This is a genomic window from Streptomyces sp. NPDC001568 (assembly GCF_042893755.1).
In the GTDB taxonomy this organism is placed as follows: domain Bacteria; phylum Actinomycetota; class Actinomycetes; order Streptomycetales; family Streptomycetaceae; genus Streptomyces.
In genome coordinates this window covers 102,289-120,768 of the sequence record NZ_JBIAVF010000011.1, presented here as the reverse complement: position 1 = coordinate 120,768, position 18,480 = coordinate 102,289, and the positions used below count along the sequence as shown (strand labels likewise).

The 18,480-nt window shown below is 69.7% G+C and carries 14 protein-coding genes and 1 pseudogene; 10 read left to right on the top strand and 5 right to left on the bottom strand.

From position 1 onward, the window contains the following. Nucleotides 1-79: 79 nt before the first annotated feature. Both ACFY0I_RS21270 and ACFY0I_RS21265 read right to left on the bottom strand, forming a co-directional pair. A pseudogene (locus tag ACFY0I_RS21270) lies at nt 80-430 on the bottom strand (STAS domain-containing protein); the annotation flags it as partial. Further along, the gene (locus ACFY0I_RS21265) at nt 427-1,290 is read right to left on the bottom strand and encodes an STAS domain-containing protein (RefSeq protein WP_388898449.1); all 864 of its coding nucleotides are present in this window, start codon (nt 1,288-1,290) and stop codon (nt 427-429) included. The gene ACFY0I_RS21265 and the pseudogene ACFY0I_RS21270, both read right to left, overlap by 4 nt. A 936-nt stretch (nt 1,291-2,226) precedes the next feature. Here ACFY0I_RS21265 and ACFY0I_RS21260 point away from each other — a divergent pair. The 7 genes from ACFY0I_RS21260 (at nt 2,227) to ACFY0I_RS21230 (ending at nt 14,066) form a co-directional block, all read left to right on the top strand. Then, nucleotides 2,227-2,367 carry a hypothetical protein gene (locus ACFY0I_RS21260; protein WP_388897947.1) on the top strand — a complete coding sequence of 47 codons (141 nt, stop codon included), beginning with the start codon at nt 2,227-2,229 and terminating at the stop codon, nt 2,365-2,367. Nucleotides 2,368-2,398: 31 nt separating this feature from the next. After that, nucleotides 2,399-7,141: a hypothetical protein gene (locus ACFY0I_RS21255; protein WP_388897944.1), complete on the top strand. Its 4,743-nt coding sequence runs from the start codon at nt 2,399-2,401 to the stop codon at nt 7,139-7,141. 16 nt (nt 7,142-7,157) lie between these two features. Then, nucleotides 7,158-10,853: a hypothetical protein gene (locus ACFY0I_RS21250; RefSeq protein WP_388897941.1), complete on the top strand. Its 3,696-nt coding sequence runs from the start codon at nt 7,158-7,160 to the stop codon at nt 10,851-10,853. A 3-nt stretch (nt 10,854-10,856) separates the two neighbouring features. Continuing rightward, entirely contained in the window at nt 10,857-12,485 is a 1,629-nt protein-coding gene (locus ACFY0I_RS21245; RefSeq protein WP_388897938.1) for a matrixin family metalloprotease, read from the top strand. 9 nt (nt 12,486-12,494) lie between these two features. Further along, complete coding sequence (locus tag ACFY0I_RS21240; protein WP_388897935.1) at nt 12,495-12,689, top strand: hypothetical protein; 195 nt, start codon at nt 12,495-12,497, stop codon at nt 12,687-12,689. 49 nt (nt 12,690-12,738) lie between these two features. Further along, the gene (locus ACFY0I_RS21235; protein WP_388897932.1) at nt 12,739-13,137 is read left to right on the top strand and encodes a hypothetical protein; all 399 of its coding nucleotides are present in this window, start codon (nt 12,739-12,741) and stop codon (nt 13,135-13,137) included. A gap of 449 nt (nt 13,138-13,586) precedes the next feature. Next, complete coding sequence (locus ACFY0I_RS21230; RefSeq protein WP_388898446.1) at nt 13,587-14,066, top strand: SRPBCC family protein; 480 nt, start codon at nt 13,587-13,589, stop codon at nt 14,064-14,066. 162 nt (nt 14,067-14,228) lie between these two features. Here ACFY0I_RS21230 and ACFY0I_RS21225 read toward each other — a convergent pair whose 3' ends face one another. After that, nucleotides 14,229-14,627 carry a hypothetical protein gene (locus ACFY0I_RS21225; RefSeq protein ID WP_388898443.1) on the bottom strand — a complete coding sequence of 133 codons (399 nt, stop codon included), beginning with the start codon at nt 14,625-14,627 and terminating at the stop codon, nt 14,229-14,231. A gap of 375 nt (nt 14,628-15,002) precedes the next feature. On the opposite strand from ACFY0I_RS21225, the gene ACFY0I_RS21220 reads away from it, so the two are divergent. Beyond that, entirely contained in the window at nt 15,003-15,176 is a 174-nt protein-coding gene (locus ACFY0I_RS21220; protein ID WP_388897930.1) for a CsbD family protein, read from the top strand. A 418-nt stretch (nt 15,177-15,594) separates the two neighbouring features. Here the strand turns inward: ACFY0I_RS21220 and ACFY0I_RS21215 are convergent, their stop codons facing one another. Both ACFY0I_RS21215 and ACFY0I_RS21210 read right to left on the bottom strand, forming a co-directional pair. Next, nucleotides 15,595-15,840, bottom strand: coding sequence for a hypothetical protein (locus ACFY0I_RS21215; RefSeq protein WP_388897927.1), 246 nt, complete (start codon nt 15,838-15,840; stop codon nt 15,595-15,597). A 122-nt stretch (nt 15,841-15,962) separates the two neighbouring features. Further along, nucleotides 15,963-17,141, bottom strand: a complete 1,179-nt coding sequence (locus tag ACFY0I_RS21210) for a PP2C family protein-serine/threonine phosphatase (protein WP_388897925.1) — start codon at nt 17,139-17,141, stop codon at nt 15,963-15,965. A 404-nt stretch (nt 17,142-17,545) separates the two neighbouring features. Here ACFY0I_RS21210 and ACFY0I_RS21205 point away from each other — a divergent pair, with 404 nt between their 5' ends. Both ACFY0I_RS21205 and ACFY0I_RS21200 read left to right on the top strand, forming a co-directional pair. Further along, on the top strand, nt 17,546-17,770 hold the full coding sequence (locus tag ACFY0I_RS21205; RefSeq protein ID WP_388897922.1) for a hypothetical protein: 225 nt from the start codon (nt 17,546-17,548) through the stop codon (nt 17,768-17,770). Between the two features lie 218 nt (nt 17,771-17,988). Then, nucleotides 17,989-18,408, top strand: a complete 420-nt coding sequence (locus tag ACFY0I_RS21200) for an SRPBCC family protein (RefSeq protein ID WP_388897919.1) — start codon at nt 17,989-17,991, stop codon at nt 18,406-18,408. The last annotated feature ends 72 nt before the right edge of the window (nt 18,409-18,480 follow it).

The window sequence follows — 18,480 nt, the reverse complement described above, 5'->3', positions numbered from 1 at the left end:
CCGCAGGATCCGGCCCGACACCCGGATCACCGAATTCGGCGACGGAGGAGAAGGAATCCTCACCCAACTGGCTTCTGCGGGCCCGTTCCAGAACCTGCAGGCCCTTGTCCAGGGTCAACGCCGTCCGTACCCCGCCGAGCGAGAGACCGAGCTCGACCAGCGTGATCGCGACGGCCGGCCGCATGCCGACCACAACGGTCTGCGCGTCCAGCAGACGCGAGATCGAAGCGATCGTGGACAGCATCCGCCCCACGAACGAGTCGACGATCTCCACGGCGGTGATGTCGATGACCACCCCGTGGGCACCCGAGTCCACGACCGCGGCCGCGAGATCGTCCTGAAGAAGCATCACCGCCTGGTCATCCAGGTCCGTCTGGATCGACACCAGCAGAACCTGACCGATCCGCAGGACCGGAACGCGCTCACTCACCGGCTACCACCCTGCGCAGCGGCACGCGAGAAGGAGACACCGGAGCGACGCAACGCATGCCGCAGCGCGTCGGCCAGCGTGGCCTTGGTGACGATGTCACCGAAGTCGATGCCCAACGCCACGATCGTCTGCGCGATCTGCGGACGGATCCCCGAAATCGTGCACTCCGCACCCATCAGGCGGGCCGCCACCACCGTTTTCAACAGGTGCTGCGCCACCTCGGTGTCCACCGCGGGAACACCGGTGATGTCGATGATGGCCTGCTCGGAGCCCGTGTCGATCAGTGCCTGGAGCATCTTCTCCATCACGACCATGGTGCGGGCCGAGTCCAGGGTGCCCACCAACGGCACACCGATGATGCCGTCCCACAGCTTCACCACCGGCGTGGACAGCTCCATCAGCTGCTCGGCCTGTGCGGAGATCAACTCCTCGCGGGTACGGGTGTACACCTCGATGGTGAACAGACCCAAGGCATCCAACAGGGTGGTGAAGTGCAGGTAGGCCTGAACGTCACTGCCCTTGCCGGCCAGCGCCGGCTCCAGGACCTCCTTGAGCGCGAATACGCTCGCCGCGGTCTCGGTAGGGCTGAAGCCCTGCCGGGCCCGATTGCGCGACAGTTCGCCCAGCAGCGCACGGACTTCACCGAAGGCCTCCCCGCGCGCGTCCAGGCTGCCCTCGCCCAACGCGGCCACCAGCGATGTGTACAGCTCCTGCAGTTCGCGCTGCACTTCGCTGCGGCTCACGCGTCCGCCCAGCGAGCCGGTGACCTTGTCGGCCCACTCGGCCCCCAGATCCTCACCCCGCGCCGTCAACAGGCCGATCAGGCGGTCCGTAACGTTCCCATCAGCCACAACGCACATCCTTTTATATGAGACTCCGAACCCTAGGGCATACCCGTCCGCGCCGGATACCGCCCCGTTTTCCTGGCTCATGAGCGCCGCCGAAAGCGCTCAGTCCGTGCGAGCACGGGACAGTGGACACTCTGGGTCGTGGGCATCGGTCGACCTGCGGCCGCGCGGCAAAATCACGGCCCAGGAACGCCCCGTGCCTCGATGGCCTTGGACCCCGTTCCAGTTCCTCCGCGCATGCGAGTCTCGGCTGGACATTCACAGGTCGCTCCGGCGCCTGGGTGGTCTCCCGTGCGAGCGGCTCCGGTGGCGTGCACATCCACGTCGACGGAAACTCCATCGACCTGAGGTCGGCCACCACGAAATGCCGCGAAGCCATCTGGGTCAAGGCGTGGAGCACGCAGGGTAGCCACACGGTCAAGATCGCCATTGAGGGCACCAGTGGCCGCCAAGCCGTTACGACGGACGGCATCGTCTACCCCAAGTGCTGACTCAAAGAGTCCGGCGGAGCTCGTCGTTGCGACAAAAGGCCTGGCCACCGTACTGACCCCAAAGTCCCAGGACCGGCCTGCCATCCCCAGCCCCGGTCGGACAGGGGTTTCCCCTCCTTGATTCGTTCCGGCCTCCTTCCCTGTTGTTCTTGCGATTGCAGGTCCTGTGTTGTGCCCCCAGCATGGGAAGTGAGGGCTGACGTCGCAGGATCCCGCTGCGCGTGCCCCGCGGCACCGGGGCGGGAGCGGCGACCCGGACAAGGCCCATTTCCCAGTCGTCACCGGATATCTGATCCAGACCGTGCTCGGAGAGATGCTCCCCTTTGTCGAGCGTTTCCTGACGATTGCAGGACCCGGCATGGGGCCGGTCGTTCGTCTCCTACGACTCTTCCGCACCGCGTATCAGGGCTCGGGAATCCGGTCCGGTCCTACACGGTCTTCACGAAGAGGTGAACCCATGGCTGTCGAATACGCAGCGGAGTCCGGGGAGGTGCGGACGATCGCCCTGACGGGCTTCCAGCAGGTCGCCCGGCTCGCCGGGCGCAGCCTGGTGGGGGCTGCCGACACGTCGGCCCTGCTCACCAAAGACGCCCCGTGACCAGCCGCCCCCGCTGTTGAGAGGACCTCACATGCGGCGCTCCGAATTCATCGCCCTCCTCGTTGCCGAAACCGGTGATCTCCGGCCCGATCCCGGGACTTCCCTCGCCGAGCTGGCAGACCTCAGGCGCGCCGTCCTGGTCAGCGGGGGCCTCGGGGGACCGGGCGTGGACAGCGCAGTTGCCGAGGTGGACGAGCCGCTTCGGGCGGAGCTGGAGTATCTCGTTGACCGTCATCTCGCCGACCACGATGGTGACGGCAGCGTACGGCAGGGTGCCGCACGCCCGAGTCGGTTGGTGCGGCGCGGTTCGCTCTTCGCCGCGGAGGAGGGAGCGGCGCCCGAGCGGAGCTTCGGTCCGTTCCTGGACGGCGCCGGACGCCGGGTCTGGTACGACCTGTTCCGCGCGGCCGCGCGATGGTTCGACGTCCGGATCGGCCACACGGGCCCGGTCTTCCTGAAGCTGCCGCATCTCCTGCCGGAGGAACGCCTGCTGCATCCGCCTGCTGCGGCGGAGTTGCCCGCGGGAAGCGTGTGGATCGCGGCCCGGCGGCTCGCGGTCGGCGCACCGGCCAACCAGTGGGCGGGGCTGCGCATCACCGGCGGTGAGGTCCGCTTCATCGGCCCGGTCAGCTTCTCGCCCGGCACGGCGGAGGTGACCCGCGACTCCCGCGTACAGCTGACCCTCGACCTTGCCTCGCCGGCGAACGGCCCCGGCCCCGGCCCCGTTCCCGGCACGGGGGCGGGCGCGGACGCCGCCCACTCGGTCTGCGAGCTGCCCCGGACCGTCACCTTCCTCCTCGACCCGGATGGTACGGGCGCCGTCGGCGCGTTCACGGCGGCTCTCGAAGTCCTCGGCTGCCGGATCGGACTGCGGCACGACGAGGCACAGGAAGCGCGCTACGAGGCGGGAAGCGGCATCCGCGTACCGGCGTACTCGACACCGCGGACGTTCGCCGTCACCCGGGTCCGGTCCCGGCTCTTCGCCCCGTCGGGGGCCGCGCGGGTGGTGCAGGCCTCCTGGATGCTTCCCCTCGTCTCGCCCACCTTGTTGTCCGGGGCTGCTTTCGGCGAGAGTTCGGGAGCCGGCCGCCTGCTGCTCCGCCTCGGGACGGGTCTCCGCGCCGCATGGCAGGGCATGGACGGAGGTCCGATTCCGCTCCCGGGAGCCGAAGTTTCCTTCGACGGGTCGAGGCTGCGCTGGTCCGTGCACTCGGCCGACTGGCGCCGTGCCCGCCAGACGTTCCGGCTCTGGCCGCCGGTAGCGAAGGACCCGCAGACCCGTTCGGCTCTGGAGATCGCTTTTCCCGTGCCGGGCGGTCTTCTCTTCAACAGCCTTCGCAAGGAACAGGCCGACGTGCTCTCGCCCCCGGACGGCCTCGCCCGTACCCGGCTCGACCAGCCCCGCACCGCGGCCGGCGAACGCGTCGACAGCGCGCTCACCGTGAGGTATTCACTGGTGGACCAAGCCGACGACATCACGCTCACCCTCGAAACGGTCACCCGGGCAGGCGGCACGCCCGCACCGCAGACACGCATGGCGCTCGCTCTGACCAACGCGCTGCTGACGACCACGACACCGCTCGCCGTCTTCCTCATCGGGTCACTGGGCGCGCCCGGGCAGGTGGACACCGGCCGGCTCGACCTCTCGTTCGGCCTCCTCCACCTGCTCCCCATGCTCCCCGACCCCTATGCGGCCAACTTCGCCCCGCTGCCCACGGGCCTCGACCAGGACGGCGCCTCCGTCGTCCGGGCGCACCTCGCATGGGAACCGGGCAAGGACGCCGACCTGGCGATCGAGCTGCCGGCCACAGCCGAGGACGGAACTCCGCAGGAGTCCGTCCCCGCCGCGGGGATCCTGCCGCTCGTCGAATCTCCCGGGCGGGCTGATCGGGAAGCGGACCTTCCGGACGAGACTCAGGGGTGGCTGCGCCGAGCCCGCGGGCGGACACTGGGCCTGCTGGATCTCTCCTCGGCCGCCGACCGGCTGGGTGTCGCTGTCCTCGTGCCGGGCCGGAACCCCCTGGCGTCCTTCACGGTCGATGGCCTCACCCTCCACACGAAGGCGGGCGACGCGGCCGTCTTCCTGTTGCCCCAGTTCCAGTGGGAACCGGTCCGCAACCGTCCGAACCCGCTCACCAAGCACACGAAGCAGGCCGTGCTCACCTTCGCGAACGACGGCGGCCCGACCGTGATGGGCGCGAACTCGGTCGTCCTCGTGCCCGTGAGTCCGGTCCACATGGCCGAGGAGGTAGTAAGGGCCTACGCGCAGGACCGCACCCGCAGCGTTGTTCTGGCCTCGCTACCGTTCGGTATCCGTGCGCTCGCCTCGCTCGACCCGGACCACCCCGCCTACCGGATCCCGCCCGACCTGCGCCTACTCCGGGTCCCGTTCGAGGGCTTCACCGGTGCGCGCCGGCTGAGCCTGCGGGCCGGGGTCCGCTCGGGGGAGGACGGGGAGCCCGACCCCCTGCTGCCACCGATCCTGCTCGGTTGGGCCCGGCAGTCGGCGACCTTCCCGCAGAGCGACCCCACCGAGCCGGAGCTCACCTCGGTGCTCAGCCCCCTCGCAGACAGCTTCAACGCCACATTCGGCAGGGAAGTCCCCCTTTCGCGCGTCGACTTCGGCGGGTACGGGGCCGACATCGTCAGCCGCTGGGTGGACACCCACAAGTCCGGCGTCTCCATCAGTCAGGTCGCCTTCGACGGTTACCACGGACGTACGGCCTTCGAGCGGATCCAGCTCACCACCCTGCTCTTCCCCTGTGCCGCGATGCTCGTCCGGACCATCACCCTGGAGCGCTACGGCAGCGGGTCGGTCGTACGGTGGGACAGCGGCTGGGCCGCGACCACTCCCGGTCTCTTCAACCACCCGAACGCCGAACCCGTCTGCCATCCCGGTGTCGTGCAGGGCATGTACGACATCCGGGAGATCCGGGATACGGACGTCATCGTCGAACTCGCCGCCGACGGTACTGCGCCCAAGGCCGATGTGCAGGCCGTGTACTACGACGCGGACCTCGGGATCGACGGGGTCCAGCAGGGGCAGGGCGCGAACGGCAAGGTCCCCGTACACCACCAGCTGGGGTTCGTGCAGCGCATCCCGCTCGGCGCGGCCCTCACCGGCCTGGGTGTCGGGCCGCTCACCCCCGCACAGCTCAAGGAGCTCTTCGACCTCCAGGGCCCGATCGGCGGGCCGGCCGACTGCACCATACGGATCGGAGCCTCGCCCCACACGATGCGCGTCACCGGCGTCCGTGCGGACAACGCGGGCGTCAACCCGGCTTCGCACGAGCCGGAGTTCGCGGTGGCCGCGTGCGGCAGCCCGCACCTTCCCGCGGCCGGACAGTGGACCGTCGTACGCGTCGACCACACCTCGGGGACCGTCGGACCGGTCGACGGGCAGCGTGGCGTCCCGCTGATCCGCCGCAACGCTCCGGCGTCCTCGGCCGGGCAACCCTTCCGGTGGGCCGACCCGCAGCACCTGTTCACGAACAATCCGGAAACCGACTACGCCTTGCTCTGCGCCGGAGACACCCAGCGAATCCTGTACGCGCGCCCCCGGATCGGCGCCACCGCCACGAACATCAGCAGCCCCCTCAACCCGCTGCTCGCGGACCCGTACGCGATGCTCCGCACGAGCGGGCTCTTCCCCCGCCTCGACGAGGCCCTCGATCTCGGCAGAACGTGCCGGCTCACCATCTCCTCGGGACTCCTGCGCCTGTCACCGGACAAGACCGTGACCTTCACCCCGCCGCCCCATTCCCAGCGGCTGGTCAGCGCGTCCGCGTGGACGACGGACGCCCGGTACGAGGGGACGGGTTTCACGGTCCGGTCAGCGAACGACTGGACCGTGGACGCCACCCGCATCGCCCAGCGACTCGCGTTCCTCCCGTTCGGCACGATCCTGGAGTTCGTCCACGACATCCACGCGCCCGCCGTCGGCCCCACCGGCTTCCCGGCGCCCGAGGTCCGGCCGGGAGACGCGCTCCGGCCGGTAGCCGAAGTACTCGACCTCCTGCAGAAACTGGTCCCCGGCACAGCGGCTGACGCGGGGGAACGGGTGGAGGTCCCGGCGCTGCCCGGCCCGCTGCACGTCACGACCTCGTCCAGCGGCACCTCGTACCGACTGGCGGCCGTAGCCGACTTCCTGCTCCAGGGCGAGGACGGCCAAGGCGTCGAATGCGGCATCGGAAAGGTCCGCGGCGGCCTCAAGCTCGGCGCGGAGCTCGTCGCCGACGTGCTCTCCGCCCGGGTCGGCGGCTCCGTGTTCCTGGAGATCACCGGCGGTTACCAGCAGCTGGTCTTCCCGGAGATCTACGGCGGCGGAGAGCTGCGCTTCCGGATCCGCGGCGACGCCTCGGGCACCGCCGCCGTGGAGCTCGACGCCTGCACGGTCGGATCGGTCGGCGGCGACCTCATCCCCCATCTCATCGAGCTCGAAGCCACCGTCAAATACGGCTACTTCATCGGCGTGGACGGGGACCGGTTCCGGCCGGGAGCCATAGTCGGCATGGCGGGTCGCGCCAAGCTCCTGTCGGGACTGCTCGGATTCAGCCTCTCCGTCGAAGGGCGACTCGTCCTTGACCGCGTCCAGTTCGGCAGCGATCCGGAAGAGAACAGGGTGCGGCTGCGCGGCGACATCCTGGTCGCGGGCACGGTCACCGTCGCCTGGGCCATCAAGAAGCGGAAGTCTTTCCACACCACCTTCGACGTAGTCGTCGACTGGAAGACGCTCCTCGTGGCCGCCAAGGCCGGCATCTTGCCCGTCCCCTGACCAGGAAGACGATCCGATGGCCATCGACAGCGCACCCCTCAACCTCCTGGTCATGCCCCGACGCTGGCGCCCCCGGACCGGGCCGTCCTCACCCGCCACCCTCACGCTCGCCGTCCTCGCCCTGCCACAGGGCGACCCCCGGGCCTCGCTCCAGGGCACCCCCACGCCCTTCGCCGACGCCGACCTCTCCTTCGAGGCCGTCATCGTGCCCACCCTGGACGCGCTGCCGCAGCTCACCGCCGCCGCCAATCAGCGCAAACCCCTCGCCACCGCACCGGCCTCCCGGCGGCGCGCCCTGTTCGACGCACTGGCCCGCAGCTTCACCATCCGGTCGACGAGCGAGCCGCAGGAGCCGCCGCCAGGAGCCGTCAAGAAGTTCCTGCCGCACAGCTACCGGAACGCCACCCAGTACACGGAGTCGGACTCGCAGTACTTCGTCACCGACGCTTCGTACACCTGCGCCTTGAAGGACACGCCGTCGTCGTCCCCACCCGACCAGCCCGGAACCGGTCTCGAATGGGAGGAGATCCTCGCCCTGGTGCTGCGCCAGCCCCTCCTCGCGACCGGGCTCGGTCTCCTCCACACGACAACCCTCGCGCTGCCCGAAGACAACCCCTTCGACCGGGGCGGCTACCTCTTCGCCGACCTGGCCGCCGGGAGCGCCTACCGCGCGCAGGCGAACAGCGACCCGGGGCTCCTGGCCCGCTTCGCCGCGCGGATACCGCCGCTCGCGGGCGCGCCCGAGCGGTCCGTCTTCGCAGCCGTGCTCTTCCCCGCCACCGAGGGACCCGGCTCCGGCTCCGCGCCCGGCACCTTCGACGAGGTGTTCGTCGAAGCCGACGCCTACGACGACGGATTCGCCCGCGCCGTCCACGGCGACCAGGCGCACAGCGCCGCCCAGGTCGACCAAGGACCCGAGCCGGCGCCGGGGGCGCTGCCGCCCGTCAAGGACACGGGTATCCGTCTCGGCTGGGACGACGAGCAGGTCACGGTGTGGCTCAACCGCCAGTTCGGCGTCAACGCCCTGTGTGCCGGGCCCGCGCCCAATACGCCGTCGGGCGTGGCCGGTTACCGCGTGGATGTACGTGAGGAAGGCGCCACCGATCCGTCCTGGCACTCCCTCGCCGCGGTCCACGGCGACCGGTTGGAGCTCGACGGCATGGCCCTCGGCCCCTTCGACGGGGAACTGACCGTCGACACCCTGCCGGTCAACCACACCTTCAGTGCGGGCGGCGAATTCTGGCTGCCGAGCTACTTCACGGCCTGGACCGGTGGTTCGAACGTCCTCACGGACCCCGGTGCGTTCCGCATCACCGGCAAGCCCCAGCTCGGTTCCGACGGCGTGTACCGGGCGGTGACCGCCGGCATTCCTCCCCTGCGCTACGGACGCTCGTACCGGTTCCGGGTGCGTCTCGCGGACCTTGCGGGCGGCGGTCCCACGGTGGCCGACGCCGAAGACCCGGCGGCAGGGCCCGCACCGACGACGGTCGTTCACTTCCGCCGCTACGTACCGCCCGGGCCGGTCCGCGTCGACCCGGGCGGCGGCCCTCCCCCCGACGGGAAGAGCGCGGTCTACCAGATCCGCCGCCCCCTCCTCGGCTACCCCGACATCCTCTACACCGGTCTGCCACAGGCCATGGACCTGCTCTTGGCCGATGCCCCGGCGGCCCGGGCGGCCGGCCGGGAGGCCGCCCTGCCCGACCCGGACGTCACCCGACTGCGGGTCGACGTCCTGGTGCGCACCCTCGATGGCGACCCGGCCGCCGACTCCGACACGGGTCTGCCGTACGTACCGCTCTACTCGGTGACGCGCGAGTTCCCGCCCGCCGCCGACCAGCCGCTGGTCCTGGGCGCGGTCTTCGAGGACATCGAGCAGGCCGAGGAGCTCGCGAACCGGCTCCCGGGCCCCCTCGCCCCCCTGTGCCTGCCGACCGCCCGCGACGTACGGCTCGTCCTCACCCCCGTCGGGCGCCCCGACCCCACGCCGGCGTACTGGGGCACCCAGGAGACGCGGACCGGCACCACCCCGATCGGCCTCAAGCTGCGCGCCCGACCGGAGAAGGAGACGGGGCTCCTCGCCGGGCCGGCCGAGGGCCCGGACATCCAGGCGGTGTTCCTGCAACCCGACGAACCGCCGGGCCCCGTCCTCGAGGCCGCTCTCGCCGCCACGGGACGCCGGCGACAGGACGCCCCGTCGGATCTGCTGGACCGGCTCGCCCACCAGCTGAGGCTCGTACGTTCCGGGCTCACGCTCTCCGCACCCGCCGGCACCCGGCTGGTGCTCGGCGCGGCGAACAGCCTGCGGCACATCCTCGGCCACGACCGCTCGTCGCTCACCTTCGCCGCCGCGGACGACCTCGCGCTGCGCTGGCTGGTGTGCGTCCGGCTGAGCATCGAGCGGGACTGGACGTGGGACGGGCTCGACCCCGTCGCCTTCAGCGTGCGCCGCGACGGCGCGGTCATCGGCGAGATCGTGCTGCCACGGGCGGTCGGCACGGCCGCCGCGGTTACGGGCGCCGCCGCGCAACCGCCTGACAGGGAGCGCACCCAGCTGGTGTTCCTCGACGCCTACGACCCCAAGCCGGGCGGGACGGCGCCCCGCGAGGCTCGCCTGGGCTACACCCTGACGCCGATATTCCGCTCGGGGGAAGAGCCACAGCACCGGGATCCCGACCGGAGTTGGCGGCTGAACCTCCCCATCACCACCCCGCCCGCGCAGGTCCCGCGGCTGCGCTCGGCCGGTTTCGCCGCTGACGCCTACGTCCGTGATGCCGGCCGCTACACCTTCACCGGGGAGCGCCTGAACCGACTCTACGTGGAACTCGACCGGCCGCCGGACGACCCCGACGACCGGTACTTCGCCCGCGTCCTCGCCTACGGACCGGACCCCATGCTCCTCGGCCACGACCGGCCGCTGCCTGAACCCTCCGAGCCACCCCTCGCCGTCGACGAACCCGTCCGGGTCATCGTGCCCGGCAGCTCCAGGGACGCGGCGGGGCTCGCCCTGATGCAGCCGCTCGTTCCGGCGGAGGAGTCCCAGTTGCCGCTGGGTGGTACGGCGGCCGAAGAAGGCCGCCGCTACCTGCTGCCGCTGCCGGAGGGAATGGACCCCGACGCGCCGGAGCTGTTCGGCTTCTTCGTCTACGAGTTGAGGGTCGGCCACGACGGCACCCGCTGGACCACCGCGCACGGCCGGTTCGGTCCGCCGCTTCGGGTGGCGGGCGTCCAGCACCCGCCACCGCGACTGCGCTGCGCGGTCGCGCGCACCGACCGGGGCATCGCGGTCCGGGCCCCGCACGCCGCTCCCGTTCACCAAGGCGTCGACGTCCGCCCGTTCCCGCCGACGACGAGGATCGGCGCCCTGCTGTACGCCCAGGTGTTGCAGGCCGACGGCCGGGACTGGCGCAACGTACTGGTGCGGACCGGGTACGCCCCACGGCCCGACACCGGCGACGACGGGGACCGTCCCTTCCACCAGAGCGAGGTCGCCTTCGGCCAGGGCGACGTACGCACGAGTCTCCAAGCCCTCGGCCTCCCCGCCGACACCTCGCTCAGCGTCCTCGCCGTCGAACTCCTCCCCGAAGGGACCCCCGACGGGGACCCCCTCGTCACCGGCCTCGGCAGCACGCGCATCCTTCGCGCCTCGCGTCTCGTCCCGGTCCCGACCACATGCCCACCGCGCCACCGCCTCCGGAAGAAGCTTGAGGAGTGAAGCATGGGAATCCACGAACCCGAGCAAAAATTCGAGATGGCCGACGTCGCGCCCACAGCTCGCGGTGACAGGAGTGAAGGATTCGGTGCCGTCCAGCAGTTCCTCGTCCGCCACGGATACCTGCCTTCGGGCTCCTACGAACAAGGTCGCCTGGACGACATCACCGCACTGGCGCTGGACAGGTTCCAGGAGTACGAGGGGCTCCGGCGGACCGGCGTCTTCGACCCGCAGACGCGGGACCAGATGACACGTCCGCGGTGTGGGATGCCCAGCCTGAGGAACGGTACCGACGAGGGTCCCGATTGTGCATGGAAACGCAACCGTCTGACGTACGCCTTCGGCGGCGGCACCGCTCAGATCCCGGACGACAACGAATACAAGGCGGTACGCGAAGCCTTCGCCACATGGCAGAAGGTCATACCGGTGACTTTCACCGAAGTGGTGGAGAGCGCGAACCCGGACATCCTGGTCAGGTGGGTGCCGGCGGACCATCCGAACTGTGTGACGCTCGTGGGAGCCGAGAGCGCGCATTCGGCTCTGCCGCCCGGATGCCGGACGGGATCGGGCGGTTCGGTGCTCCCCAGACCCCTTCACTTCGACAACACAGAGGCGCTGTGGTCGATCGGGTACAGCCTGGGGCATTTTGATGTGCAGAGCATGGCAGTCCACGAAATCGGACACCTGATCGGCCTCACGCATGCCAGGTACATCGAGGGCTACATGGACGTCATGTGGCCGGTACTGAATCCGGGATATATCAAGCGCAACCTGGCACCGAACGACGTCAGTCGTGCGCGGAGCCTCTACTGGCAGCCGCTGGACTCGAATGCGGCGACCGCTCAGCTGGCCGCGTCCGGCATGTGGCTGTACAAGCGGCACAACAATGGGCGCATCTACGAGTACCGGCTGGACGATCCGGCGAGGGGGTGGGTACTCCTCGACTCCAACCCCAAGGCGATCGAGATCGTGGCCGACGGCGACGAGCTCTACCAGCGGCACCTCACGACCGGAGCCATCTACCGGTATACGGGCATTCCCATGGAGGGTTGGCAACTCCTCGACTCCAACCCGGCCACCGCACAACTCGCCGCGTCCGGTGGAAACCTGTACAAGCGGCACACCACCGGGAGGATCTACCGGTACACCGGCACGCCCATGACGGGCTGGGAACTTCTCGACTCCAACGCCAGGACGATCGAGATCGCGGCCGGCGGGAACGAGCTCTATCAGCGGCACCACACGACCGGAGCCATCCACCGGTACACCGGCACTCCCGGGACCGGCTGGCAACTCCTCGACTCCCATCCCGCCACGACGCAGATCGCAGCCGCTGCAGGAATCCTGTGTCAGGTCAGACTGGGTCCCGCTTTCGGGGAGGTTCTCCACTACACCGGCGGATCATGGCACTCCGTCGCCACACACGCGGACGTTCTGGAGATTGGCGCCGCCCCCGGGAAGGTGTACGAGCTCCGAAACACGGGAGAGATCAACAAATACTCCGTTTCGGGTGGTATGGAAACGATGAGTCATGCCCTCGGCTCCGGGACTTCTCTTCCGGTGCACCTGTGCGCCGCAGACCCGGAGCTGTACCAGCTCCGCCACAACGGAACGACGACGCGGTACTACCGCTAAGACAGTGTCGTGGCGACTTCGGCGCGCTTCTTGCGGCAGGCCATGACTGCGGCGAACCCGAGGAAGGCGAGGAAGTGGCGATACGGCGACTTCAAAGGCGCCTTGGCCGTCACCGCACTGATCGTGGTGATCTACCTGTCTCTGCTGCTGTTCAGTCCTGAGCTGATTTCACCCTCAGCCACCGCTGAAAGACGGGGTGACTGAGACGATGCCCCGGTGAACCACTTCTCGTATTTCAGCATCGGTCCTGGTCATGACCAGCAGCATCTCCCGGCCCGACGGCCGTTGGCACGGGAATCCGGTGAACGTGTGCGACCTGGAGGAGGGCGACCCGCCAGAGCCGGACGATGCGACGACGGTCCTGACTGTGGTCGCAGATGCGGCACAGTCGACCATCATGGAGTTGCTCTGGCGGGTCTGGCCGATCTGCTCGGAACACAAGATCGGAATGCACCCTCGTCCCGCAGGGACCACTGACGACTGGTGCCAGGGCGAAACGGACGCGGCCGGCGCACCGGTGTGGTGGTGCCGGGGCAGCCGGAAGGACGATTGCCACGACGTCTCCCTGGTGGGCGAGTTGGCCGCCACCCTGCCAGGAAAGCAACGTCGCGCACTGCGGCGCAGCGAGCGTAAACGGGATGGCCGCCGATAGCCGCGGGGCCAGACACCTGCGCATTGCCGCCAGAATCTACCTTTCGCCACCACCCACGAAGTACGGATCTAGCCAGATATCCGATCCCGCCCTCGGACGCCAAACCCTGGATTTGGTGCCCTTCGGCGTGGACCTCAAAACCGCAGGTCGGATGAACGCCGTCCACGGGGCGAGCCCGGAATGCCTTCCGTCACACACTGGTCATCCGGCCTGTCCGCCCCAGCGGCAGACTCTGAACCATGAACGCTCCCATCAGGAGCACGCCGGGCAGGCCTTGATCGACCATGCCCGCGTTCTGAGCGGCGAGATGGCCCATGCCCGCCGCGGCGGTGGCCCAATAGGCCACCTCGCGCCCTGCTCATCGCCCGGGGTGCCCATTGCACCGGTAGAGCGGCTCCGTCGGCTCGTCGCGGTCAGGGGCGCCCGCCGTTCGGGCCGATGAGGAACGGCTGCCCGCCTGGCACCGCCTTACGTGTCCGGCCCCGAAGGTCGAGGAGTCCATCGAGGTCGACGTTCCCGTGCGTATCGCCTACAACCAGTGGACGCAGTTCGAGTCGTTCCCCCACTTCATGGATGGGGTCGAGCGCATCGAGCAGCGCACCGACACCCTGACCCATTGGGTGACGAAGTTCGGGGGAGTGGACCGCGAGTTCGACGCGGAGATCACCGAGCAGATTCCCGACGAGCGGGTCGCCTGGACCACAGTGGGCGGAGAGGTGAAGCAGGCCGGCGTGGTCACGTTCCACCACCTCTCCGACAACAAGTCCAAGGTGATGCTGCAGCTCGACTACGACCCGGAAGGCTTCGCCGAGAATCTCGGGGACAAGCTCGGGTTCGTGAAGCGGCAGATCACCGGCGACCTCAAGCGGTTCAAGGAGTACATCGAGGATCGAGGCCGCGAGACCGGTTCCTGGCGCGGCGAGGTCTGAGGATCGGTTTTCCGTCCCGCGCACGGTGAGGAGGTCCCGGCGGTGGTGTCCGGTCGCCGCCGGAGACCGCGGGCCGTGATGGAACGGCCCGCGGCGCGGTGACCAGGACTCCGGCCCCGGGATGGTGAGGACGGCGGGAGCCGGGCGAGGCCGAGGAGGCACTCAGCCGGCCGGTCCGACCAGTGGCGCCCCGTCGGCGAGGTCCCGGGCCTGGTGAGCGCGTTCTTCGATGAGCCGGCGGAACCCGGCGAGCGCATACCGCTCGCCGGTCGCCGCACCGCGCCCGCGGATACCGGCGGTGTCGGCCATGAACTGCTGGGGCTGGGGCTGCCAGCCCACGACCAGGACCCGAAGCCCCCAGCCCTCCGCCCGACGGTGCAGGTCCAGCAGGTGAAGCAGCCCTTCACGGTCCATCAGGACCATGGCGTGCAGATCCACCATGAGGACCCGCTCGTAGCCGGTGACCTGTTCCAGTACCCGCCCCAGCACCGCGCCGCCGTCCGCGTCGAGTTTCCCCCCGACGATGGCCCAGAGGGTGTAGTCGCGGTGCTGGACGTCCACAGTGATCAAGGCGTTGCCTCCCGTCCCCCGGACGGCCGATGCCTTCCGGGGCCCTCATCTTGGCGTGACGGCCGACGCGGAGACCCCATGACCCGCTGGTGCCCGGCACTTCGTGTTGACGGCGGCTGCAGGTAAGGGAGTGTTCGGTCCGGCCGTCGCGGTATGTGCGCACCGTGGGCAGGTGGCAGGTGGCAGGTGGCAGGTGGCAGGTGGCAGGTGGCAGGTGGGTGTGCCCTCCGCAGGTATGGATCCCTCGCTCTCACCAGGCCTCTCCCGCCGATTCGAGGAAGTGGGTGAATGCCCACGGGTTTGCGGGCGGCGATCGTGAGCACGAGAACGTCACGACCAAATCCGGTACAACACGAGGAGGTCCCGATGTCGGGCACGGAGAAGGCCAAGGCGCAGGCCGAGCAGGCCAAGGGCAAGACCAAGGAAGCCATGGGCCGCATGGCCGGCAACGAGCGGATGACCGCCGAAGGCCGGGCCGACCAGGCCAAGGGCAACGCTCGCCGGACCAAGGACGACATCAAGGACAACCGGCGCCACTAGGCATGGGCGACGAACATTCGTCACCCGCTGGGCCCCGACTCCCTTCCCCGGGTGGTCGGGGCCCAGTCCCGTCCAGCGAGAGAGTGGCCGTGAAACTCGCCAAAAGGTTCTTTATCACCCTCATTCTGGCGCTGGGAGCCCTCTACGGCTGGGCCATTGCCGACTAGGGAGCGCCTTCGACAACCAGGCGCGCCCGCCCCGAGCCCGCCGTCGCCGCCGAGCTCACCCGGTGGCAGCGCCCCCGGCTCCGAACCGTGACACAGCTTCGGAGTTCTGGCCGTCCCATCCCCCCGGCTATGTCGGGGCTCGCCCCTGCCCGGTTCCATTCCCGCGGGGCGGTCGGGGCCATTCTCTTCCCATCGCGCCCGTGGCCTGCCGTCTGCCGCCTGCGGGGGAAGCCGGCTGCTGAGTTCGGGCCTTACCAGGGGGCGTGGGCGTGGATGGTCCTGCCGCCGCGGAGGGTGGCCGGTCCGTTGGTGTGGCGGATGGCGTTGGTGACGAGTTCGGCGACGATCAGGAGGACCGCGTCGAGGTATTCGGGTCGTGCGGGCGGTCGGGCGAGGGTGGCGTGGCGGAGGAAGTCGCGGGTGGCGTCACGTGCCGTGCTGGTGGGCTCGCCGGTGCGCGGGACCGACTGGTCGAGGAAGGGCGCGGGTGGAACCACCGGGCTCTCCTTCCGCATCGCGGGCGGGTACGGCCCCTGCCCCTTCTCCTTACGGATAGCCCCCTTTTCACCCCACCCGTATCGTTTCTTGCCCGCGCTCCTGGTCGGGTGTCCGTGAGGCGTCAGTCGTTGTGGGGTCCGTGCCAGTCGAGGCACAGGACGGTCGCGTCGTCCCTGGGCGCCATTCCGTCGTAGGCGTCGGAGACCGCGCCGACCAGGGTCCGGACGACTTCACGCGGATGCTCGGCGGCTGTTTTGCGTAGGAGGGCGGGGAGGTCGACGGTTTCGGCGTCGCGTTCCTGCATGCCGTCGGTGTGGAGCAGGAGGCGATCGCCCGGTCGCAGGTCGAGGTCCTGGACCGCGTACGGGCCTTCGAAGCCGGCGTAGCCGAAGGGCAGGTTCACGGTCAGGGGCAGTTCGGTGACCGCGCCCTCACGCAGCAGGAGTGGCCAGGGGTGGCCGGCGTTGACGAGTTGGGCGCCGCTTCCGTCGAGTGCGATGCGTAGGAGTTGCCCGGTGGCGAGGGTGTGGCGGCCGTGGTCGAGGAGCGCCTGGTGGGTCTGGCGTGCCTGCTCGGCGAGGTCTGCTCCGGCGCGGCGGGCGCCGCGGGAGGCGTTGACGAGGAGGGTGGCCATGAGGGCGGCGTCGACGTCGTGGCCCATGGCGTCGGTGATCGACAGGTGCAGAGTGTGGGCGTCGAGGCTGTAGTCGTAGGTGTCCCCGGCGATGTCGGAGGCCGGAACCAACGCGCCGGCGAGGGTGAACTGGGGGGCTTCGCAGGAGGCGGCGGTGGGTAGGAGCTGGCGCTGGATCTCCGCCGACAGACTGACCGGGGTGGTGCGGTTGCCCCAGTGGTAGAGGTCGGTGAACCGGCGGTCGGTGACGATGATGTACGCCAGCGCGTGCGCGGCCTCCTCCACCTCGACCAGTACCTCCGGCGTGACCTCGGGCAGGAACAGCTCCAGGACCCCGATCGTGTCTCCGCGGTTGGTCACCGGCGCCAGCACCCGTTGCCCCTGCCCGCCGTCCGCGGCCAGTACCAGCCGCTGACCGCTCAGGACCTCGTCGTAGACGCTCCGACCGGACAGCCGAGCCTCCTCCGCGCGGTCCTCATGCCGCTCCGCCGCCGTGTCGTGAACCCGCAGCAGACGCCGACCGACGACATCGACGAACAGGAACGACACGGACGCCGCGCCGAACCGATCCCGCAGACTGCGCGCCACCACGTCGAGTGAGTCCACCGGCGCGGCCGCCTCAGCGGCCGCCAGCACCTCCGCCAGACCGATCCGACCACGCCCCACATCAGCCTCCACAGACCACGCACCAACCCTCTCTCACCCCGCCGCCGACACCGGCACTCCCCATGCTGCGCCAGAGCCGATGCGGGACAGCTTCACCAGGCTCTTCGTACCCGGCCCACCCTCCGGATGCTCTAACGGCGTGGCCCGGGCAGACGGGGACTGCGACCTCCGGTGCCGTCGCTGGGCGGGCGCGTGATCAAGCAGCGGCCCACGAGGGTGCGCGGTGCGGTGGCCGGCACCGGCCGGATACTGGGCGTCCCCGCCGGTCCGGACGAGGACGTCGCAACAGACGATCGGTCCGGGCTCGACGTCACGCCCCCCTCGATCGGAGCCGGTCAAGTGCAGCTCCTTCCGGCGGGCCGTTCGGACCAGCCCGGATGCGCTGCGGGGCTTCCGGGGTGACGGTGACCGACACCGAGAAGAATCAGGATCACCGGCCCGACACCGGCCGGGCCGAACGCCACCTCTCCTACATCCAGTGGGTGGTACCCACCCTGACCGGCGGCCTGATCATCCTCAACGCCCTCCAGGGCGAACAGCAACGCCCCACCCAACAACTCCACGCCATCTGGAAGCGCGCACGTACCCTCGCCCCCTACGTGGTGACCAGCCGCCACTGGCCCCACTGAGCCGACCGACCAACACGCACAGGACCCGGCCGCGCAATCGCGACCGCGCCGTTCCGGTTCCGCCGGACGGGGCGACTTCGTCGCTTCGCACGCGGTGCCGACATGGATGCGAAACCTCTGCACCAGCTGGAGGTACGGCACTGCCGGTTGCATCACCGCATCGCTGGTTCGGATTCGTCCGGTTTTGCCTGTCATGCTGGCGGGGAACGGGATACCCCATGGGTGACTACGACACTTCGATCACCGTGGCGGTACCCCCGGCCACGCTGTTCAGCTACCTCGCCGACGTTGAGAACCTCCCCGCCTACATGCCGCGGCTGACCTCCGCGAAGCCGCACGACGGCGACCGGGTCACCGTGACCGCGCACATCGAACCCCCCGGCGAGCCGGAGCAGAACGTCAAGAGCGAGGCGTGGATCCGCGTGCTGGAGGAGGGCAAGTCCCTGGAGTGGGGTGCACCGGGACCGCACGACTACCACGGCCGACTGCACGTCACCGCCGGGGACCATGCCAGTAGTTCCCTGCTCTCGGTGGAACTGCACACCGACAGCGTCGAAGGCACCCAGGTCGACGACGGTCTCGCGGAGGCACTGCGGGGCATCAAATCCGCGGTTGAAGCCGCCGAAACGGGCCGGTAGTCGTCGAACGTTCCTTCGGCTGCCCGCCGGGGACTGCGTTCCTGCGGTGCTCCTCGCGCCCGCCATTCGAGG

Bases quoted from the DNA above. Each gene is read 5' to 3' on its own strand.
- ACFY0I_RS21250 (WP_388897941.1), top strand. From the start codon at position 7,158: ATGGCCATCGACAGCGCACCCCTCAACCTCCTGGTCATGCCCCGACGC.
- ACFY0I_RS21245 (WP_388897938.1), top strand. From the start codon at position 10,857: ATGGGAATCCACGAACCCGAGCAAAAATTCGAGATGGCCGACGTCGCG.
- ACFY0I_RS21235 (WP_388897932.1), top strand. From the start codon at position 12,739: ATGACCAGCAGCATCTCCCGGCCCGACGGCCGTTGGCACGGGAATCCG.
- ACFY0I_RS21260 (WP_388897947.1), top strand. From the start codon at position 2,227: ATGGCTGTCGAATACGCAGCGGAGTCCGGGGAGGTGCGGACGATCGCC.
- ACFY0I_RS21200 (WP_388897919.1), top strand. From the start codon at position 17,989: ATGGGTGACTACGACACTTCGATCACCGTGGCGGTACCCCCGGCCACG.
- ACFY0I_RS21255 (WP_388897944.1), top strand. From the start codon at position 2,399: ATGCGGCGCTCCGAATTCATCGCCCTCCTCGTTGCCGAAACCGGTGAT.
- ACFY0I_RS21220 (WP_388897930.1), top strand. From the start codon at position 15,003: ATGTCGGGCACGGAGAAGGCCAAGGCGCAGGCCGAGCAGGCCAAGGGC.
- ACFY0I_RS21265 (WP_388898449.1), bottom strand. From the start codon at position 1,290: ATGTGCGTTGTGGCTGATGGGAACGTTACGGACCGCCTGATCGGCCTG.